Annotated in this window: 7 protein-coding genes, 1 tRNA gene and 3 rRNA genes; all 11 read right to left on the bottom strand. The window is 47.7% G+C overall.

Annotated features, from left to right (window positions below; genetic code table 11):
• Nucleotides 1–179 precede the first annotated feature (179 nt).
• The 11 genes from clpC to pcrA all read right to left on the bottom strand — a co-directional run bounded on the left by clpC (nt 180) and on the right by pcrA (nt 16673).
• Entirely contained in the window at nt 180–2624 is a 2445-nt protein-coding gene (gene clpC, locus MKY75_RS22090; RefSeq protein ID WP_023990572.1) for an ATP-dependent protease ATP-binding subunit ClpC, read from the bottom strand.
• 44 nt (nt 2625–2668) lie between these two features.
• Nucleotides 2669–3733: a protein arginine kinase gene (locus tag MKY75_RS22095; RefSeq protein WP_340886521.1), complete on the bottom strand. Its 1065-nt coding sequence runs from the start codon at nt 3731–3733 to the stop codon at nt 2669–2671.
• A gap of 28 nt (nt 3734–3761) precedes the next feature.
• Nucleotides 3762–4286, bottom strand: a complete 525-nt coding sequence (locus MKY75_RS22100; protein WP_029514506.1) for a UvrB/UvrC motif-containing protein — start codon at nt 4284–4286, stop codon at nt 3762–3764.
• Nucleotides 4287–4355: 69 nt separating this feature from the next.
• Nucleotides 4356–4820 (bottom strand): CtsR family transcriptional regulator, encoded by a 465-nt coding sequence (locus tag MKY75_RS22105; RefSeq protein ID WP_340886523.1) that lies wholly within the window; start codon nt 4818–4820, stop codon nt 4356–4358.
• A 537-nt stretch (nt 4821–5357) separates the two neighbouring features.
• Nucleotides 5358–6545: a GNAT family N-acetyltransferase gene (locus tag MKY75_RS22110; protein ID WP_340887116.1), complete on the bottom strand. Its 1188-nt coding sequence runs from the start codon at nt 6543–6545 to the stop codon at nt 5358–5360.
• Nucleotides 6546–6709: 164 nt separating this feature from the next.
• Nucleotides 6710–6826, bottom strand: a 5S ribosomal RNA gene (gene rrf, locus MKY75_RS22115).
• 151 nt (nt 6827–6977) lie between these two features.
• A 23S ribosomal RNA gene (locus MKY75_RS22120) occupies nt 6978–9903 on the bottom strand.
• Between the two features lie 233 nt (nt 9904–10136).
• Nucleotides 10137–10212, bottom strand: a tRNA-Ala gene (locus MKY75_RS22125).
• A 97-nt stretch (nt 10213–10309) separates the two neighbouring features.
• Nucleotides 10310–11865: ribosomal RNA gene (locus MKY75_RS22130) — 16S ribosomal RNA — on the bottom strand.
• Together the 16S, 23S and 5S rRNA genes with 1 tRNA gene alongside form the textbook arrangement of a ribosomal RNA operon.
• A 379-nt stretch (nt 11866–12244) precedes the next feature.
• A complete protein-coding gene (gene ligA, locus MKY75_RS22135; RefSeq protein ID WP_340886528.1) occupies nt 12245–14260 on the bottom strand; it encodes an NAD-dependent DNA ligase LigA in 2016 nt (671 codons plus the stop codon).
• Between the two features lie 88 nt (nt 14261–14348).
• A complete protein-coding gene (pcrA, locus tag MKY75_RS22140; RefSeq protein WP_029514509.1) occupies nt 14349–16673 on the bottom strand; it encodes a DNA helicase PcrA in 2325 nt (774 codons plus the stop codon).
• Nucleotides 16674–16677 lie beyond the last annotated feature (4 nt).

The following is a 16677-nucleotide window of genomic DNA, read 5'->3' on the forward strand; positions in this document are numbered from 1 at the left end:
AAAGAGCTGTAACAATAAAAGTTTACCATTGAAGCTTGGCGGACGTAAAGCAATATCACAAACTTTCCCAAAGCATTTACCCAACCTTTTCACCGTGTTTTATACACAAAAAGGGTGCCTTCGCAATAGCTTTCCAGCCTGCGAGACACCCTTTTCTACTGTTTATTTAGTAAACTGCTTTAGGACTTGGCAGATACATTATCCTTTTTGGTTACAGTCAATGCACCGTTCTCCTCATCAATGAAGAGAGAGTCACCTTTAGTAATGTTGCCAGTCAACAATTCCTCGGACAGGCGATCTTCGATATGCTTCTGGATTGCACGACGCAATGGACGCGCACCATACGCTGGATCAAAGCCCTCCTTCGCAAGGAATTTTTTAGCGTTGTCTGTCAACTCGAAGTCAACCTCATACTCATTCAGGCGTTTACGCAGCTCCTCAGACATGAGTGACACAATTTCAGCAATATGTTTTTCTTCGAGAGAATGGAAAACGATAATTTCATCAATCCGGTTCAAGAACTCAGGACGGAAGCTTTTCTTCAGCTCATCCATCACTTTGCCCTTCATATTATCGTAATCCGCTCCAGCGTCCACTACAGCTGTAAAGCCAAGCGTGGAGTTACGTTTAATCGCCTGTGCACCAACATTTGATGTTAGGATGATGAGTGTATTACGGAAATCAACGACACGACCTTTGGAATCTGTCAGACGACCGTCTTCCAGTACTTGCAGAAGAATATTGAATACTTCTGGGTGTGCTTTTTCAATTTCATCCAGCAATACAACAGAGTATGGCTTACGACGTACCTTCTCGGTCAGTTGACCGCCTTCCTCATATCCAACGTACCCTGGAGGCGCTCCTACCAGACGAGACGTGGAGTGTTTCTCCATATATTCGGACATATCAATACGGATGACCGCATTTTCATCTCCAAACATGGATTCAGCCAAGGCGCGTGCCAACTCTGTTTTACCCACCCCAGTTGGACCGAGGAAAATAAAGGACCCAATTGGACGCTTCGGATCTTTCAGTCCGGCACGTGCCCGGCGAATCGCCCGGCTTACTGCCTTAACTGCTTCGTCCTGTCCAATTACCCGCTCATGCAGCAACTCTTCCATATTCAACAAGCGGTGTGTTTCTTCCTCTTTCAGCTTGCTGACTGGAACACCTGTCCAGATTGCAACGACTTGAGCGATATCCTCTGGTGTAACTTCAGAATCTGTACGACCCTGTTGTTCTTTCCATTGGTTTTTGGTCACGTCTAGCTCTTCACGGATTTTTTGCTCTGTATCACGCAGGGCTGCCGCTTTTTCAAACTCCTGACTTTGTACCGCTGAATCCTTTTCCTTCCGGATATCTTCCAGACGGTTTTCCAGCTGTTTCAGGTTTGGCGGTACAGTGTAAGAATTCAGCCTTACTTTGGAGCCCGCTTCATCAATAAGATCAATAGCCTTATCTGGAAGGAAGCGGTCGGTGATATAACGATCTGACAATTTTACGGCCGCTTCAATAGCTTCATCTGTGATCTTTACACGGTGATGCGCTTCGTAACGGTCACGCAGACCATACAAGATTTGAATCGCCTCTTCTGGAGAAGGTTGATCCACTGTAATGGGTTGAAAACGACGCTCCAAGGCAGCATCTTTCTCAATATATTTGCGGTATTCATCCAGCGTGGTCGCACCAATGCATTGTAGCTCACCACGTGCCAGAGCAGGTTTCAGGATGTTGGACGCATCAATTGCGCCTTCCGCTCCACCAGCACCAATCAACGTATGCAGCTCATCAATGAACAACACGATATTTCCCGCTTGACGAATCTCGTCCATAATTTTTTTCAAACGATCCTCGAATTCGCCACGATACTTGGTGCCTGCTACCACAGAGCCCATATCCAGTGTCATTACGCGCTTGTCGCGCAATGTTTCGGGAATCTCATTCGCTATGATTTTTTGAGCCAATCCTTCGGCAATCGCCGTTTTACCTACCCCAGGCTCACCAATCAGAACCGGATTGTTCTTTGTACGGCGGCTGAGCACCTGAATTACGCGTTCAATTTCCTTGCTACGCCCAATAACAGGGTCCAGGTTGTTTTCCTTCGCAGATGCCGTCAGATCGCGTGCCAGACTGTCCAGGGTTGGCGTGCTGACATTAGCTGGAGCACCGTGATGGCTGGAAACAGCCTCGCTGCTGCCGAGCAATTGAAGCACTTGCTGACGCGCTTTGTTCAGACTGATGCCCAGGTTGTTCAGTACGCGTGCTGCTACGCCTTCGCCTTCACGAATAAGACCAAGCAAAATATGTTCTGTACCTACATAGGTATGGCCCAGTTTGCGGGCTTCATCCATAGACAGTTCGATGACTTTTTTGGCACGTGGAGTATAGGCAATGTTCGTCGGTTGCTCTTGACCGCGTCCAATCAACGTTTCCACTTCATCCTGGATTTTTTCCAGTCCCAGGCCCAAACCGATTAAGGCTTTCGCTGCTATTCCTTCACCTTCACGAATGAGGCCTAGCAAAATGTGCTCTGTACCAATGTTGTTGTGTCCCAATCGAACTGCTTCTTCCTGAGCCAAAGCAAGCACTTTCTGTGCACGTTCCGTAAATCTTCCAAACATCATATATCCTGCACCTCCACAGTGTGTATTTCAGATCATTTTATATATTAAAGGGTTGTGCCTAATTTTTGCCGGATCAGCTTCGCCCGGTACATATCGCGCTCTTCGGTATTCATTTTATCCCCAAAGCTTTTTTGCAGGAACCCGGGTTGTGTCATCACATTCAGCTCATTCATCGCTGCGGTGGAAGGACGCTCCAAAATCCCCAAATCTACGCCAAGACGTACATCAGACAGCCGCTGTGCAGCCTCCTTGGAATCCAATACTGCTGCATACGACAAAATACCGAATGAACGCATCACCCGATCTGTAATTCGCAGCATAGATTCATTCATTAGCCTTTCTCTGGCAGAACGCTCGTGCTCAATAATTTGTAGCACCACGCCATGTAGATTCTCAATAATCTCCGCTTCGGTTTGTCCCAGTGTAATCTGATTAGACACCTGAAACAAATTTCCGACCGCTTCGCTGCCTTCACCGTAAATGCCGCGAACTGTAAGACCTACCTGTGAAACAGCAGACAATATACGATTGATTTGATGAGTCATGACTAATGCGGGCAAATGCATCATCACCGAAGCTCTCATACCTGTGCCGACATTCGTTGGACAACTGGTTAGAAAACCTCTCCGATCATCAAATGCATAATCAACATGCGCTTCAAATGCATCATCAATAACCATAGCGCGTTCCCAAGCTTCTCTAACCTGACATCCCGGATATAAGCACTGGATACGCAGATGATCCTCTTCGTTTATCATAACACTAACCGATTCATCATCGCTAATTAAGACAGCACCGTTACGAGATTCGTTCGCCAAATTAGGACTAATCAAATGCTTCTCAACCAGCACCTTCTTGTCGATCTCATCCAACTCGGATATTTTCAACGTATGAAAAGTACCAAAACCGCCTAAATCATCATACTGAAGGATATCCGTCAAGCGCTGAAGTGCTTCTGCCGACTGCTGATTGGTAGCAAGCATGGGAAAAGGCAGATGCTGCAAGTTACGCGCAATTCTTACCCGGCTGCTAATGACAATCTCCGAATCCGCAGCATCACCACGCATCCAGTCACTTAGCGGCTTCTCCGTAAACCGAACATTGGGCATTACGCATCCCTCCTACTCTTCACAAACTTTACTCTTCAGTCATTTCTTTTTCAAGCTCTCTGATTTGATCCCTAAGCTCAGCAGCTGATTCAAACTCTTCCTGTACAATATGCTGTTGCATCTCTTTTTTCAAATCGTCAATTTGCCGTTTAACCTTCAGTCGGCCACCAGTGCGAACCGGAACTTTACCAACATGATTCGTACTGCCATGCACACGCTTGAACAGAGGGTCCAGACGATTATCAAAATATTGATAGCACGACGGGCATCCGAAACGTCCCAGCTTACTAAACTGTGCATAGGTCATGCCACAATCCTTGCATTGCAGGTTCTGCGGACCACTGTGGCCTGGTGACTGGCTCTTTGTACTGGAGTCAAAATCCAACATCCCCGACAGCAAGCTATGAATTGAAAAGCCGTTAGGTGTTCCAGGGATCATCTCCCCTTTTTCCTTCGCACACGTCTCACAAATATGAAACTCTGTCTTTTCGCCATTCACAATTTTGGTGAAATGCAAAGTTGCCGGCCGCATATTACATTCTTGGCACAGCATAAAAGCACCTCCTTCAATGTCAGGATTTAATACCCACCCTACATCCAAAAATTAGTCTCTATTCACACATTATTTGGTCGCCAGCAATGAGATCAGCATAGCCTTAAGCAATCTTGCTCGCAGTTGATCACGATAGGGAAGCTTCAGTAATAATGTATCCCTCGATAAAGCAGCCTTCATTAGATTAGCTTCCCTTTTGCTTAAAAAATGGGCTTCCTTTAACTGATAAATCAGTCCTTCTGCTGCTGATTGGCTAATTTCCTCCCCGATGCTCTGATGAAGATGTGTATGGATGGCATGCTGTGCGGGTAGCTGAATTCGCTGAATACGAATGTAGCCTCCACCACCGCGTTTACTTTCCACCACATAGCCTTTTTCCAGCGTAAACCGGGTGCTAATTACATAATTAATTTGCGACGGCACGCAGGAAAAGCGGTCAGCCAGATCATTACGCTGAATCTCCACTAAACCTTGGGGACTTTCCAGCAATATACTCTTCAAATATTGTTCAATAATATCGGAAACATTGCGCATTTCATCATCCTCCACTAACGGAAACGCAAGTATTCAAGTACATTTCACGCTCCACAGAGTCCGCCGTATATTGAACTTAACCAAACGGTAAAGTCACGAATCTAAGCTGTATTGAGGCTATTGCCTGTTCTACATTCATTGAAATGTACCGTTTTGTCTCTAGTGTGGCCTTTATTTGCGATTAATCTTACACTTCTCTTATGTTCATAAGAGTCAGCTCCTAACTATACGCAAATCATTTCAATCCTCGTTTGCTTCTTTACTATCGAAATTACTTCATACGGCCAATCCATCAGCATAATACTTTTACAGAATCACACTAGGTTTGATTGACTTTGACTTTCTTTGACTATATTCACATTATAGCACATTATTCATTTTTGCCAAGGGGTCAATACCATTTTTCGCAATCTAATTATGTTTTATACAATACCATAAAAAAACTCTTCCCATTACAGAAAGAGTTTTGAAAATAATGATAACCACACAAGTTATATTCTCTGAAAGATGAGCTTAAAAGATCTAAATAGGCCTTTATCAGAAAAAATCTAATAAAAACGTTTGATTTACTGGTATTACGCGTTTAAGGGCAGACACAGACTCACTACTCCCTTCAATCCGCTCCCACTTATACAGATCATCAGCCTGCTGATAGCCAAGCATCAGAGTCGTCAGTGACTGAATCCCAAGTTTCAAGTCAGCTACTATGGCGTTTTCAGATGAATTGCTTATATCCACTCTCTCCAGATGTCCTTGCCCCTCCGTAGTAATCGTTAATCTCCATAATCCATCATTCCATGGAGCATACCGATCTGTCAGATTTAAGGTTAAACTTGTTTCCTCTTCAAGCTGTTCAAAAGGGTATCTTTCTACAAAAGCAGCTGCATCCACAATACGTCCCATAAAATAAGGCACAGTTTCCTGTTGAATCCGTGGATCATCGAGTAAAAATGGCAAATTGTCATCTGCTGGAACGTAAATAAATTTACCTTTGGCTATCATTGAGTCATGATTTGCAAAATAAGTCCATAAAGCCCGACGAACCGTCTCATTTTCATATACCAACTCATCACAATTCAACTGTTTATCTTCAATTTTGTATAGTGCATATCCTTGCGGAATGCCTGTTTCTGAGTAATATACCGCAGTTCGATAGTTCTCATTTAAAATCCGCTCTTGCCACCATTCCTTATCTCGTACCAGCGTGCCATTATAACGAGAGGCATACGCTTGATACACTTGGTCCAGTTCTGAAATATCCTTGATATCGCGTTTGACTGTACCTTCTGTTTTAAGTTTTGCAGGGAATTTATCAATGGGAATGACGTATTTTTTGTACTCTGTATACGTTTCCCATCCAAATTTACGGTAGAAGGCAAAGGAGAATGGATGCAAAAAAGAAAGGCTTTGTCCCGCAGACTTCATCTCTTCAAGTGCATGCGTCAATAAACGTGATACCATGCCTCCGCGACGCTTTTCTGGCCACGTCGCCACACCAGCAATGCCCCCCATATCAAAAACCTGACCGTTTATGTATACCTGAAGCGGTAACAAAGTCAGTTTAGCATTTAAGTCATGTCCGTCGAATATTCCCCATATTTGTTCTGGTTTGAATTTCTTCTTGGCCTTTTCCAGATCCTCTAGGGACATTGTAAACTGAAAAGCATATTGAGATAATTCAATAGCCGCTTCAAATTCCTCACGCTGTAATTGTCTGATCTCCATATCTTCATCACCTCGCTCGTATACTTGGACATCCATAAAAAAGATTACACACTTAGAGTGTGGCAAACCCCATTCTCTCTGTCAACCTTAGAAGCAGGTGGCCATCTAAAAATGCATAAAAAAAGGATGATAATCTCATTGAGATTATCATCCTTTTCACTTTTGCTTGGCGACGTCCTACTCTCCCAGGACCCTGCGGTCCAAGTACCATCGGCGCTGGAGGGCTTAACGGTCGTGTTCGGGATGGGTACGTGTGGAACCCCTCCGCTATCGCCACCAAACATGAATTTGCTATGCAAATTCTTCCGTAAGGTTATTAGCTTCATCACATATCGTGTGAACAAATAGCCATGCGCTTGTTGTATGTCACTTGTACATACGTTCAAGGTTACACCCTGAAAACTGGATCCGAAACTTATTTGCGTTTTATCTTAGGATAAGCCCTCGACCGATTAGTATTGGTCAGCTCCATGCATTACTGCACTTCCACCCCCAACCTATCTACCTCGTCGTCTTCAAGGGGTCTTACTAATTGGGAAATCTCATCTTGAGGGGGGCTTCACGCTTAGATGCTTTCAGCGCTTATCCCTTCCGTACATAGCTACCCAGCGGTGCTCCTGGCGGAACAACTGGTACACCAGCGGTACGTCCATCCCGGTCCTCTCGTACTAAGGACAGCTCCTCTCAAATTTCCTACGCCCACGACAGATAGGGACCGAACTGTCTCACGACGTTCTGAACCCAGCTCGCGTACCGCTTTAATGGGCGAACAGCCCAACCCTTGGGACCTACTTCAGCCCCAGGATGCGATGAGCCGACATCGAGGTGCCAAACCTCCCCGTCGATGTGGACTCTTGGGGGAGATAAGCCTGTTATCCCCAGGGTAGCTTTTATCCGTTGAGCGATGGCCCTTCCATGCGGTACCACCGGATCACTAAGCCCGACTTTCGTCCCTGCTCGACTTGTAGGTCTCGCAGTCAAGCTCCCTTCTGCCTTTGCACTCTTCGAATGATTTCCAACCATTCTGAGGGAACCTTGGGGCGCCTCCGTTACTCTTTAGGAGGCGACCGCCCCAGTCAAACTGCCCACCTGACACTGTCCTCGCACCGGTTCACGGTACCAAGTTAGAACCTAGATACGATCAGGGTGGTATCCCAAGGATGCCTCCCTTCAAGCTGGCGCTCAAAGTTCTACGGCTCCCACCTATCCTGTACAGATCGTACCCAAATTCAATATCAAGCTGCAGTAAAGCTCCATGGGGTCTTTCCGTCTTGTCGCGGGTAACCTGCATCTTCACAGGTATTAAAATTTCACCGGATCTCTCGTTGAGACAGCGCCCAAGTCGTTACGCCATTCGTGCGGGTCAGAATTTACCTGACAAGGAATTTCGCTACCTTAGGACCGTTATAGTTACGGCCGCCGTTTACTGGGGCTTCGGTTCATAGCTTCGCCCGAAGGCTTACCACTCCCCTTAACCTTCCAGCACCGGGCAGGCGTCAGCCCGTATACTTCGCCTTGCGGCTTCGCACAGACCTGTGTTTTTGCTAAACAGTCGCTTGGGCCTTTTCACTGCGGCCCCCTCGGGCTATTCACCCTACCGAGGCACCCCTTCTCCCGAAGTTACGGGGTCATTTTGCCGAGTTCCTTAACGAGAGTTCTTCCGCGCGCCTTAGAATTCTCTTCTCGCCTACCTGTGTCGGTTTGCGGTACGGGCACCTTCTCCTGGCTAGAGGCTTTTCTTGGCAGTCTGAGATCATGACCTTCGCTACTATAATTTTCGCTCCCCATCACAGCCCAGCCTTAACGATGTGCGGATTTGCCTACACACCAGCCTCACTGCTTAGACGGACATCCATCAGTCCGCGTCACTACCCTACTGCGTCACCCCATTGCTCATAACGGATTACGGTGGTACAGGAATTTCGACCTGTTGTCCTTCGACTACGCCTATCGGCCTCGCCTTAGGTCCCGACTTACCCTGAGCGGACGAACCTTCCTCAGGAACCCTTAGGCTTTCGGCGGATCTGATTCTCACAGATCTTTTCGTTACTCATACCGGCATTCTCACTTGAATGCAGTCCAGCGCTCCTTACGGTACACCTTCAACCCGCATTCAACGCTCCCCTACCCCTGATGCAAGCATCAAGCCATAGCTTCGGTGGTGTGTTTAGCCCCGTTACATTTTCGGCGCAGAGTCACTCGACCAGTGAGCTATTACGCACTCTTTCAATGGTGGCTGCTTCTAAGCCAACATCCTGGTTGTCTGTGCAACTCCACATCCTTTCCCACTTAACACACACTTGGGGACCTTAGCTGATGGTCTGGGCTGTTTCCCTTTCGACAATGGATCTTAGCACTCACTGTCTGACTCCCGGAACTAAATCTATGGCATTCGGAGTTTGACTGAGCTTGGTAACCCTTGCGGGCCCCGCACCCAATCAGTGCTCTACCTCCACGATTCTTCTTTCCGAGGCTAGCCCTAAAGCTATTTCGGGGAGAACCAGCTATCTCCGGGTTCGATTGGAATTTCTCCGCTACCCCCACCTCATCCCCGCATTTTTCAACATGCGTGGGTTCGGGCCTCCAGTGCGTGTTACCGCACCTTCACCCTGGACAGGGGTAGATCACCCGGTTTCGGGTCTACGTCCACGTACTCATTCGCCCTATTCAGACTCGCTTTCGCTGCGGCTTCAGCTCTTCACCTTAACCTTGCACGGGAACGTAACTCGCCGGTTCATTCTACAAAAGGCACGCCATCACCCCTAGATCGGGCTCTGACTTCTTGTAAGCACACGGTTTCAGGATCTATTTCACTCCCCTTCCGGGGTGCTTTTCACCTTTCCCTCACGGTACTGCTTCACTATCGGTCGCCAGGGAGTATTTAGCCTTGGCAGATGGTCCTGCCGGATTCATACGGGGTTTCACGTGCCCCGCACTACTCGGGATCCGTCTCGGAGGGAACAAGTTTTGAACTACAGGGCTTTTACCTTCTCTGGCGGGCCTTTCCAGACCTCTTCATCTAACCGGTTCCTTTGTAACTCCATATGAGACGTCCCACAACCCCAAGGAGCAAGCTCCTTGGTTTGGGCTAATCCGCGTTCGCTCGCCGCTACTGACGGAATCACTATTGTTTTCTCTTCCTCAGGGTACTTAGATGTTTCAGTTCCCCTGGTCTGCCTCTCACTCACCTATGAATTCAGTGAGTAGTGACTGTCGATGAAGACAGCCGGGTTTCCCCATTCGGACATCCCCGGATCAAAGCTTGCTTACAGCTCCCCGAGGCTTTATCGTTGTTCGCCACGTCCTTCGTCGGCTCCTGGCGCCTAGGCATCCTCCGTGTGCTCTTTGTAGCTTAACCTAGTATTTACATCGTAAATACGATTTGCTTTGAATTTCGGTTCAACACTTACGTGTGAATGAAATTCAAGGCAACTACCTTTATTTCACTTGTTTACACAAGATCAGCTTAAAGGAATATTCTAAAACGCAATTTCGTTTCGGTATCCAGTTTTCAAGGTGCAAGGCTGTTTGATTATCAATCAATCTCCAAGGAGTTAACGATTCTCATACAGTTTATGATGAAATTGTAATTGGTGGAGCCAAGCGGGATCGAACCGCTGACCTCCTGCGTGCAAGGCAGGCGCTCTCCCAGCTGAGCTATGGCCCCTCACAAGTTCCATCAAAACTGAACAAATGGAATGATGAATTTTGAAGCTTACACTTCATATTTGAATGTTTCCATCGCAGGAAACGATTCTCCATAGAAAGGAGGTGATCCAGCCGCACCTTCCGATACGGCTACCTTGTTACGACTTCACCCCAATCATCTACCCCACCTTCGGCGGCTGGCTCCCTTGCGGGTTACCCCACCGACTTCGGGTGTTGTAAACTCTCGTGGTGTGACGGGCGGTGTGTACAAGACCCGGGAACGTATTCACCGCGGCATGCTGATCCGCGATTACTAGCAATTCCGACTTCATGTAGGCGAGTTGCAGCCTACAATCCGAACTGAGACCGGCTTTTCTAGGATTGGCTCCACCTCGCGGCTTCGCTTCCCGTTGTACCGGCCATTGTAGTACGTGTGTAGCCCAGGTCATAAGGGGCATGATGATTTGACGTCATCCCCACCTTCCTCCGGTTTGTCACCGGCAGTCTGCTTAGAGTGCCCAGCTTGACCTGCTGGCAACTAAGCATAAGGGTTGCGCTCGTTGCGGGACTTAACCCAACATCTCACGACACGAGCTGACGACAACCATGCACCACCTGTCTCCTCTGTCCCGAAGGAAAGCCATATCTCTACAGCGGTCAGAGGGATGTCAAGACCTGGTAAGGTTCTTCGCGTTGCTTCGAATTAAACCACATACTCCACTGCTTGTGCGGGTCCCCGTCAATTCCTTTGAGTTTCAGTCTTGCGACCGTACTCCCCAGGCGGAATGCTTAATGTGTTAACTTCGGCACCAAGGGTATCGAAACCCCTAACACCTAGCATTCATCGTTTACGGCGTGGACTACCAGGGTATCTAATCCTGTTTGCTCCCCACGCTTTCGCGCCTCAGCGTCAGTTACAGCCCAGAGAGTCGCCTTCGCCACTGGTGTTCCTCCACATCTCTACGCATTTCACCGCTACACGTGGAATTCCACTCTCCTCTTCTGCACTCAAGCTCCCCAGTTTCCAGTGCGACCCGAAGTTGAGCCTCGGGATTAAACACCAGACTTAAAGAGCCGCCTGCGCGCGCTTTACGCCCAATAATTCCGGACAACGCTTGCCCCCTACGTATTACCGCGGCTGCTGGCACGTAGTTAGCCGGGGCTTTCTTCTCAGGTACCGTCACTCTTGTAGCAGTTACTCTACAAGACGTTCTTCCCTGGCAACAGAGCTTTACGATCCGAAAACCTTCATCACTCACGCGGCGTTGCTCCGTCAGGCTTTCGCCCATTGCGGAAGATTCCCTACTGCTGCCTCCCGTAGGAGTCTGGGCCGTGTCTCAGTCCCAGTGTGGCCGATCACCCTCTCAGGTCGGCTACGCATCGTCGCCTTGGTAGGCCATTACCCCACCAACTAGCTAATGCGCCGCAGGCCCATCCACAAGTGACAGATTGCTCCGTCTTTCCTCCTTCGCCCATGCAGGAAAAGGATGTATCGGGTATTAGCTACCGTTTCCGGTAGTTATCCCTGTCTTGTGGGCAGGTTGCCTACGTGTTACTCACCCGTCCGCCGCTAGGTTGTTTAGAAGCAAGCTTCTAAACAACCCCGCTCGACTTGCATGTATTAGGCACGCCGCCAGCGTTCGTCCTGAGCCAGGATCAAACTCTCCATTAAAGACCAACAGAAGTTGGTTTATAGAAAGAGCGATAAGCTCATTTTTAATGCTAACGATCCTTCTTTATAAAAGAAGAAATCTTTGTTTCATCATCCATTTGTTCAGTTTTCAAAGAACTTGTCTGTTCTCGTTCGTTCAACGAGCCAGGAATTAGATCATATCATGTTAGTTACTTTCTTGTCAAATCTTTTTTTTCGATTATCTTTTCAGCAACCTCGCTTCAAGAAATGATACTCTCAAAGCAACGTCTAATAATATATCATGCCTAAAGTTATTTAGCAAGCATTTATTTATATCTATTTTATTTCCTACTATACAACAGATAATAAGGCAGCCACCCCGCCCCAGAGCGGAATGACTGCACTCATTGCAAAACTATTATTCTTGTTCCAGCAGTCTGATAAATTCATCCTCATCTTCTATGGTGTCAATTCCGAGCTGTTGGGCCTTAGCCAGCTTACTCCCAGCCTTTTCACCAGCTATGACTAGATCCGTCTTTTTCGATACAGACCCCGCAACTTTGGCTCCCAGTGCCTCCAGCTTGGATGCAGCTTCGTCACGCGTAAGCTGATGCAAGGTACCTGTAAGCACGACCGTTTTGCCGCTGAAAAAGCTGTCTGTCTTCTTCTCCTGCGGAGCTTCAGGGGCCTGAGCTTTCACCCCTAGAGACAGCATCTTTTCAATTCCCGCCTGAGTAAATGGATCTGCAAAGAAAGCAACAATGCTTTCGGCTACAATCCCGCCCACATCCGGTAGTTCTATCAGTTCTTCCACCGTAGCGGACATCGTCTTGTGCAAATCACGGTAGTGTTCAGCCAACATGCGTGTTGTTGCTTTACCGGTATTCGGTATACCCAGAGCATAAAGGAAAGAAGCCAAATCTCTCTCTTTACTCTTTTCAAGTGCCGCCAAGAGGTTACTGGCCTTTTTCTCACCAAACCGCTCCAGCTTCACAAGATCATCATATTGGAGTGTATACAAATCCGCAGGCTCGCGCACTTCCAGTTCGTCATGCAGCTGTATGGCCGTTTTGTCACTGAATGTCTCAATATCCATAGCATCACGTGAAGCAAAATGGGAAATACGAGCTACAATTTGTGGTTTACACCCCAGCTTATTGTCGCAAAACAAATGGGCACCTCGCTGCTGTAACGGAAACCCGCAGGCTGGACAATGATCTGGTACGACAATTTCCTCCCCGTCGTTCTCAGACGTTACCTTTCCTAACATCTCCGGAATGACATCGTTTGAGCGACGGATAAACACACGTGCACCCAAAGCAAACTTCAGGTTTTTGCGCTCGATGTCACCAGCATTGTTCAGTGTACAATTTTGTACAGTGACTCCCGCCAGCTCTACCGGCTCTACCCTTGCGAGTGGGGTGATTTTACCGGTTCGTCCTACATTCCACTCAACCGAGTTAAGCACCGTTGTCGTTTCCTCGGCTTCGAACTTATATGCCACCGCCCAGCGTGGGAATTTATCGGTATACCCGAGAGCCTCACGTGTGCGCATATCTGTAATTTTCAATACTGCCCCATCAATAAGGTAATCCAATCCGGCACGAGACTCTTCGATCTCAATCAGTTGCTCCATTACATCTTCAAAATTATCAAAGTAAGTCAAGTAAGGGTTTACCTTAAAATGATTTTCGCGCAGGAAAGTCATCATTTCCTGGTGGCTGTTAAACTGGATACGGTCTGCATATCCCACATTGTAGAAAAATGCATTCAATCGCCGTTCTGCTGTCACTTTGGGATTCAAGTTACGCAAAGCACCAGCTGCGGCGTTGCGTGCATTTTTAAGAGGGTCCGCGGCAGTCTCATTATATTTGGACAATACAGAGAGATTCATGATCCCTTCTCCCTGTACTTCAATGGTTCCGTTTCGAAAAGGAATTGTAAGTGGCACGGATTTAATCGTCTTTACCTGTGCCAGTATTCCCTCACCCACCACCCCATTACCGCGGGTAGAAGCCTGTACAAGCTGTCCATCTGTATACGTCAGGTTTAGCGTCAGTCCATCGAATTTAAGTTCTATGGCATAGCCTGGAGATGGCAAAGGTGACTCCGGGTTCTTGGTATTGTAATCATTGACCAGCTTCACGACACGCGCGTTCCATGCACGCAGCTGTTCCATATTCTGAGCTTTATCAAGGCTCCATAATGGAGCCAGGTGGCGATGTGGTGTGAAACCTTTGAGTAACTCCCCGCCCACACGCTGTGTCGGCGAATCCGGCAGCACAAGACCGCTTGTCTGTTCGAGCGCTACCAGCTCGTCATAAAGCACATCATATTCTTTGTCGCTGATCTTGGGTTCATCCAGTGTGTAGTAATGATAGTTATATGTGTTCAGTTCAGCAACAAGCTGCTCCATCCTGTGCATTGGGTTCATGCAGGCGTATCCCTCCGGGAACTTCATCAGGGCAGAGGCTAAGCCAAACTGCCACTCATGAGGTTCGAGATTTAGTGATGTTTGAGATTTATTCTACTTTTGTAATAGGTGCAAAGCCAGCCAGCAGTCGTTTAACCCCTACTGGAGCCGGGAAAGCAATTTGAAGCTCCATATCATTACCAGTCCCTTTTACTGCGACAATGGTTCCAATTCCCCATTTGCCATGCTGTACCTTGTCTCCAGCAGCAAAAATGGATGGGCCTCCTGCCGAAGCAGCCGGAGTTGGTTTTGCGGATGAAGATGTCGTTACGGTTACACGGGGAGACGCGGAAGCGGACGAACCACTGCGGCTCATCGTATCAAACGAGCGTTCTCCACCAAAGTTGCTACCACTACCTTTATTCAGGCCGCGACCACCATAAGATCCGCCTACATTGCCTGAACGACGGTAGCGGTCACGTTTGATAATCGTATCCTCTTTTAACTCGTCCGGAATCTCTTCGAGAAAGCGGGAAGGCGGGTTAGCTGTGGTGCGGCCAAACAAAGTGCGCATCTGTGCGCATGTAAGGAACAACTGCTCCTCTGCACGGGTAATCCCGACATACGCCAATCTGCGCTCCTCCTCCAGTTCTTCGTTATCCAGAAAGGCACGACTATGAGGAAACACTCCCTCCTCCATACCGACAATAAATACGATGGGAAACTCCAGACCTTTGGCGCTATGCATGGTCATCAATACAACCGCATCGCTTTGCTCTTCTTCGTCGTCATTCATGGAATCAATATCGGCAATCAGCGCAAGGTCGGTCAGGAAGGAGACGAGTGACTTGTCTTCCGCACCTTTTTCAAATTCCATGGTTACCGACAGGAACTCATCAATATTCTCCAAACGCGAGCGTGACTCGAGTGTATTCTCGTTTTGCAGTTCCAATCGATATTGGGTGGTTTCCAGCATTTTTTCTGTTAACTCGGTAACCGACAGGTAGTCTACCATCCGACTTAAACCTTCGATCATATCGTAAAACTCTACCAACGCATTGCGCGTACGTCCTGCAAAGCCCAAATCGTCTACCACTTGTAGGACACGGAAAATCGAAACTCCACGTTCCGCTGCAGCTGCCTGCAATTTACCGACGGTTGTGTCTCCGATGCTTCGTTTTGGCACATTAATGATTCGGATCAAGCTGATGTCGTCGTCAGGATTGGAGAGCAGGCGAAGATACGCCAGCAAATCCTTAATTTCCTTCCGATCATAGAACTTGATACCGCCCACGATCTGATAAGGAATATCCGATTTAATCAAAATTTCCTCGACAACCCGAGACTGAGCATTCGTACGGTACAAAATGGCATGATGGCTATAGGTTTTGCCCGCTTTAATATTCTTATGAATTTCTGAGGCGATAAAGTAGCCCTCATCATGTTCAGAATCAGCACGGTAAACCTTAATCTTCGCGCCGCCTTCTTTGTCAGTCCATAGTTTTTTCGGCTTGCGGCCTGTATTTTGACCAATGACTTCATTGGCAGCATTGAGAATATTCGAGGTGGACCGGTAGTTCTGCTCCAGCAAAATGGTACGCGCTTCCGGGTAGTCCTCTTCAAAATTCAAAATGTTGCTAATATCGGCACCTCGCCACCGATAGATGGATTGGTCACTGTCACCTACTACGCAAATCCGGTGATGCTTGTCGGCCAGCATTTTGCACAGCATGTACTGCGCACGGTTTGTATCCTGATATTCATCAACATGAATGTATTGAAATTTCTTCTGGTAGAAGTCCAGTACCTCAGGTACTTCTTTAAACAGCTGAATCGTTGCCATGATCAAATCATCAAAATCAAGAGAGTTGTTGTTTTTGAGCCGCTGTTGGTACTTGGTATATACCTTCGCCACAATCCCTTCAAAATAGTCGCCAATCTTGCGCTCATACATTTCGGGAGTGACCAGTTCATTTTTTGCCGTACTCATCATAGACTGAACCGCTTTGGGTTCAAATTTTTTGGTGTCTATATTCAGATCCTTCATGCAGCTCCGAATGACAGACAATTGATCCGTAGAATCCAAAATGCTGAAATTCGAGGTAAATCCAATCCGCTCGATATCCCGACGTAAAATACGCACACACATCGAGTGGAAGGTGGATACCCACACATCTCTTCCCTGTGGGCCAATCAGCTTGGATACGCGATCCTGCATCTCACGCGCGGCCTTGTTCGTAAAGGTAATCGCCAAAATGCCCCATGGAGCCGTCTTGCGGGTTGCGATGAGGTAGGCTATTCGGTGCGTGAGCACCCGTGTTTTACCACTGCCTGCGCCAGCCATAATCAGCAGCGGACCATCTACCGCCTCCACAGCCTGACGCTGAGGCGGATTAAGGCGAGCTACCGCCTCGTGTATATCTATTGATTGCATGCGT

Origin of the sequence: Paenibacillus sp. FSL L8-0663 (genome assembly GCF_038008125.1) — a bacterium.
In the GTDB taxonomy this organism is placed as follows: Bacteria; Bacillota; Bacilli; order Paenibacillales; family Paenibacillaceae; genus Paenibacillus; species Paenibacillus polymyxa_D.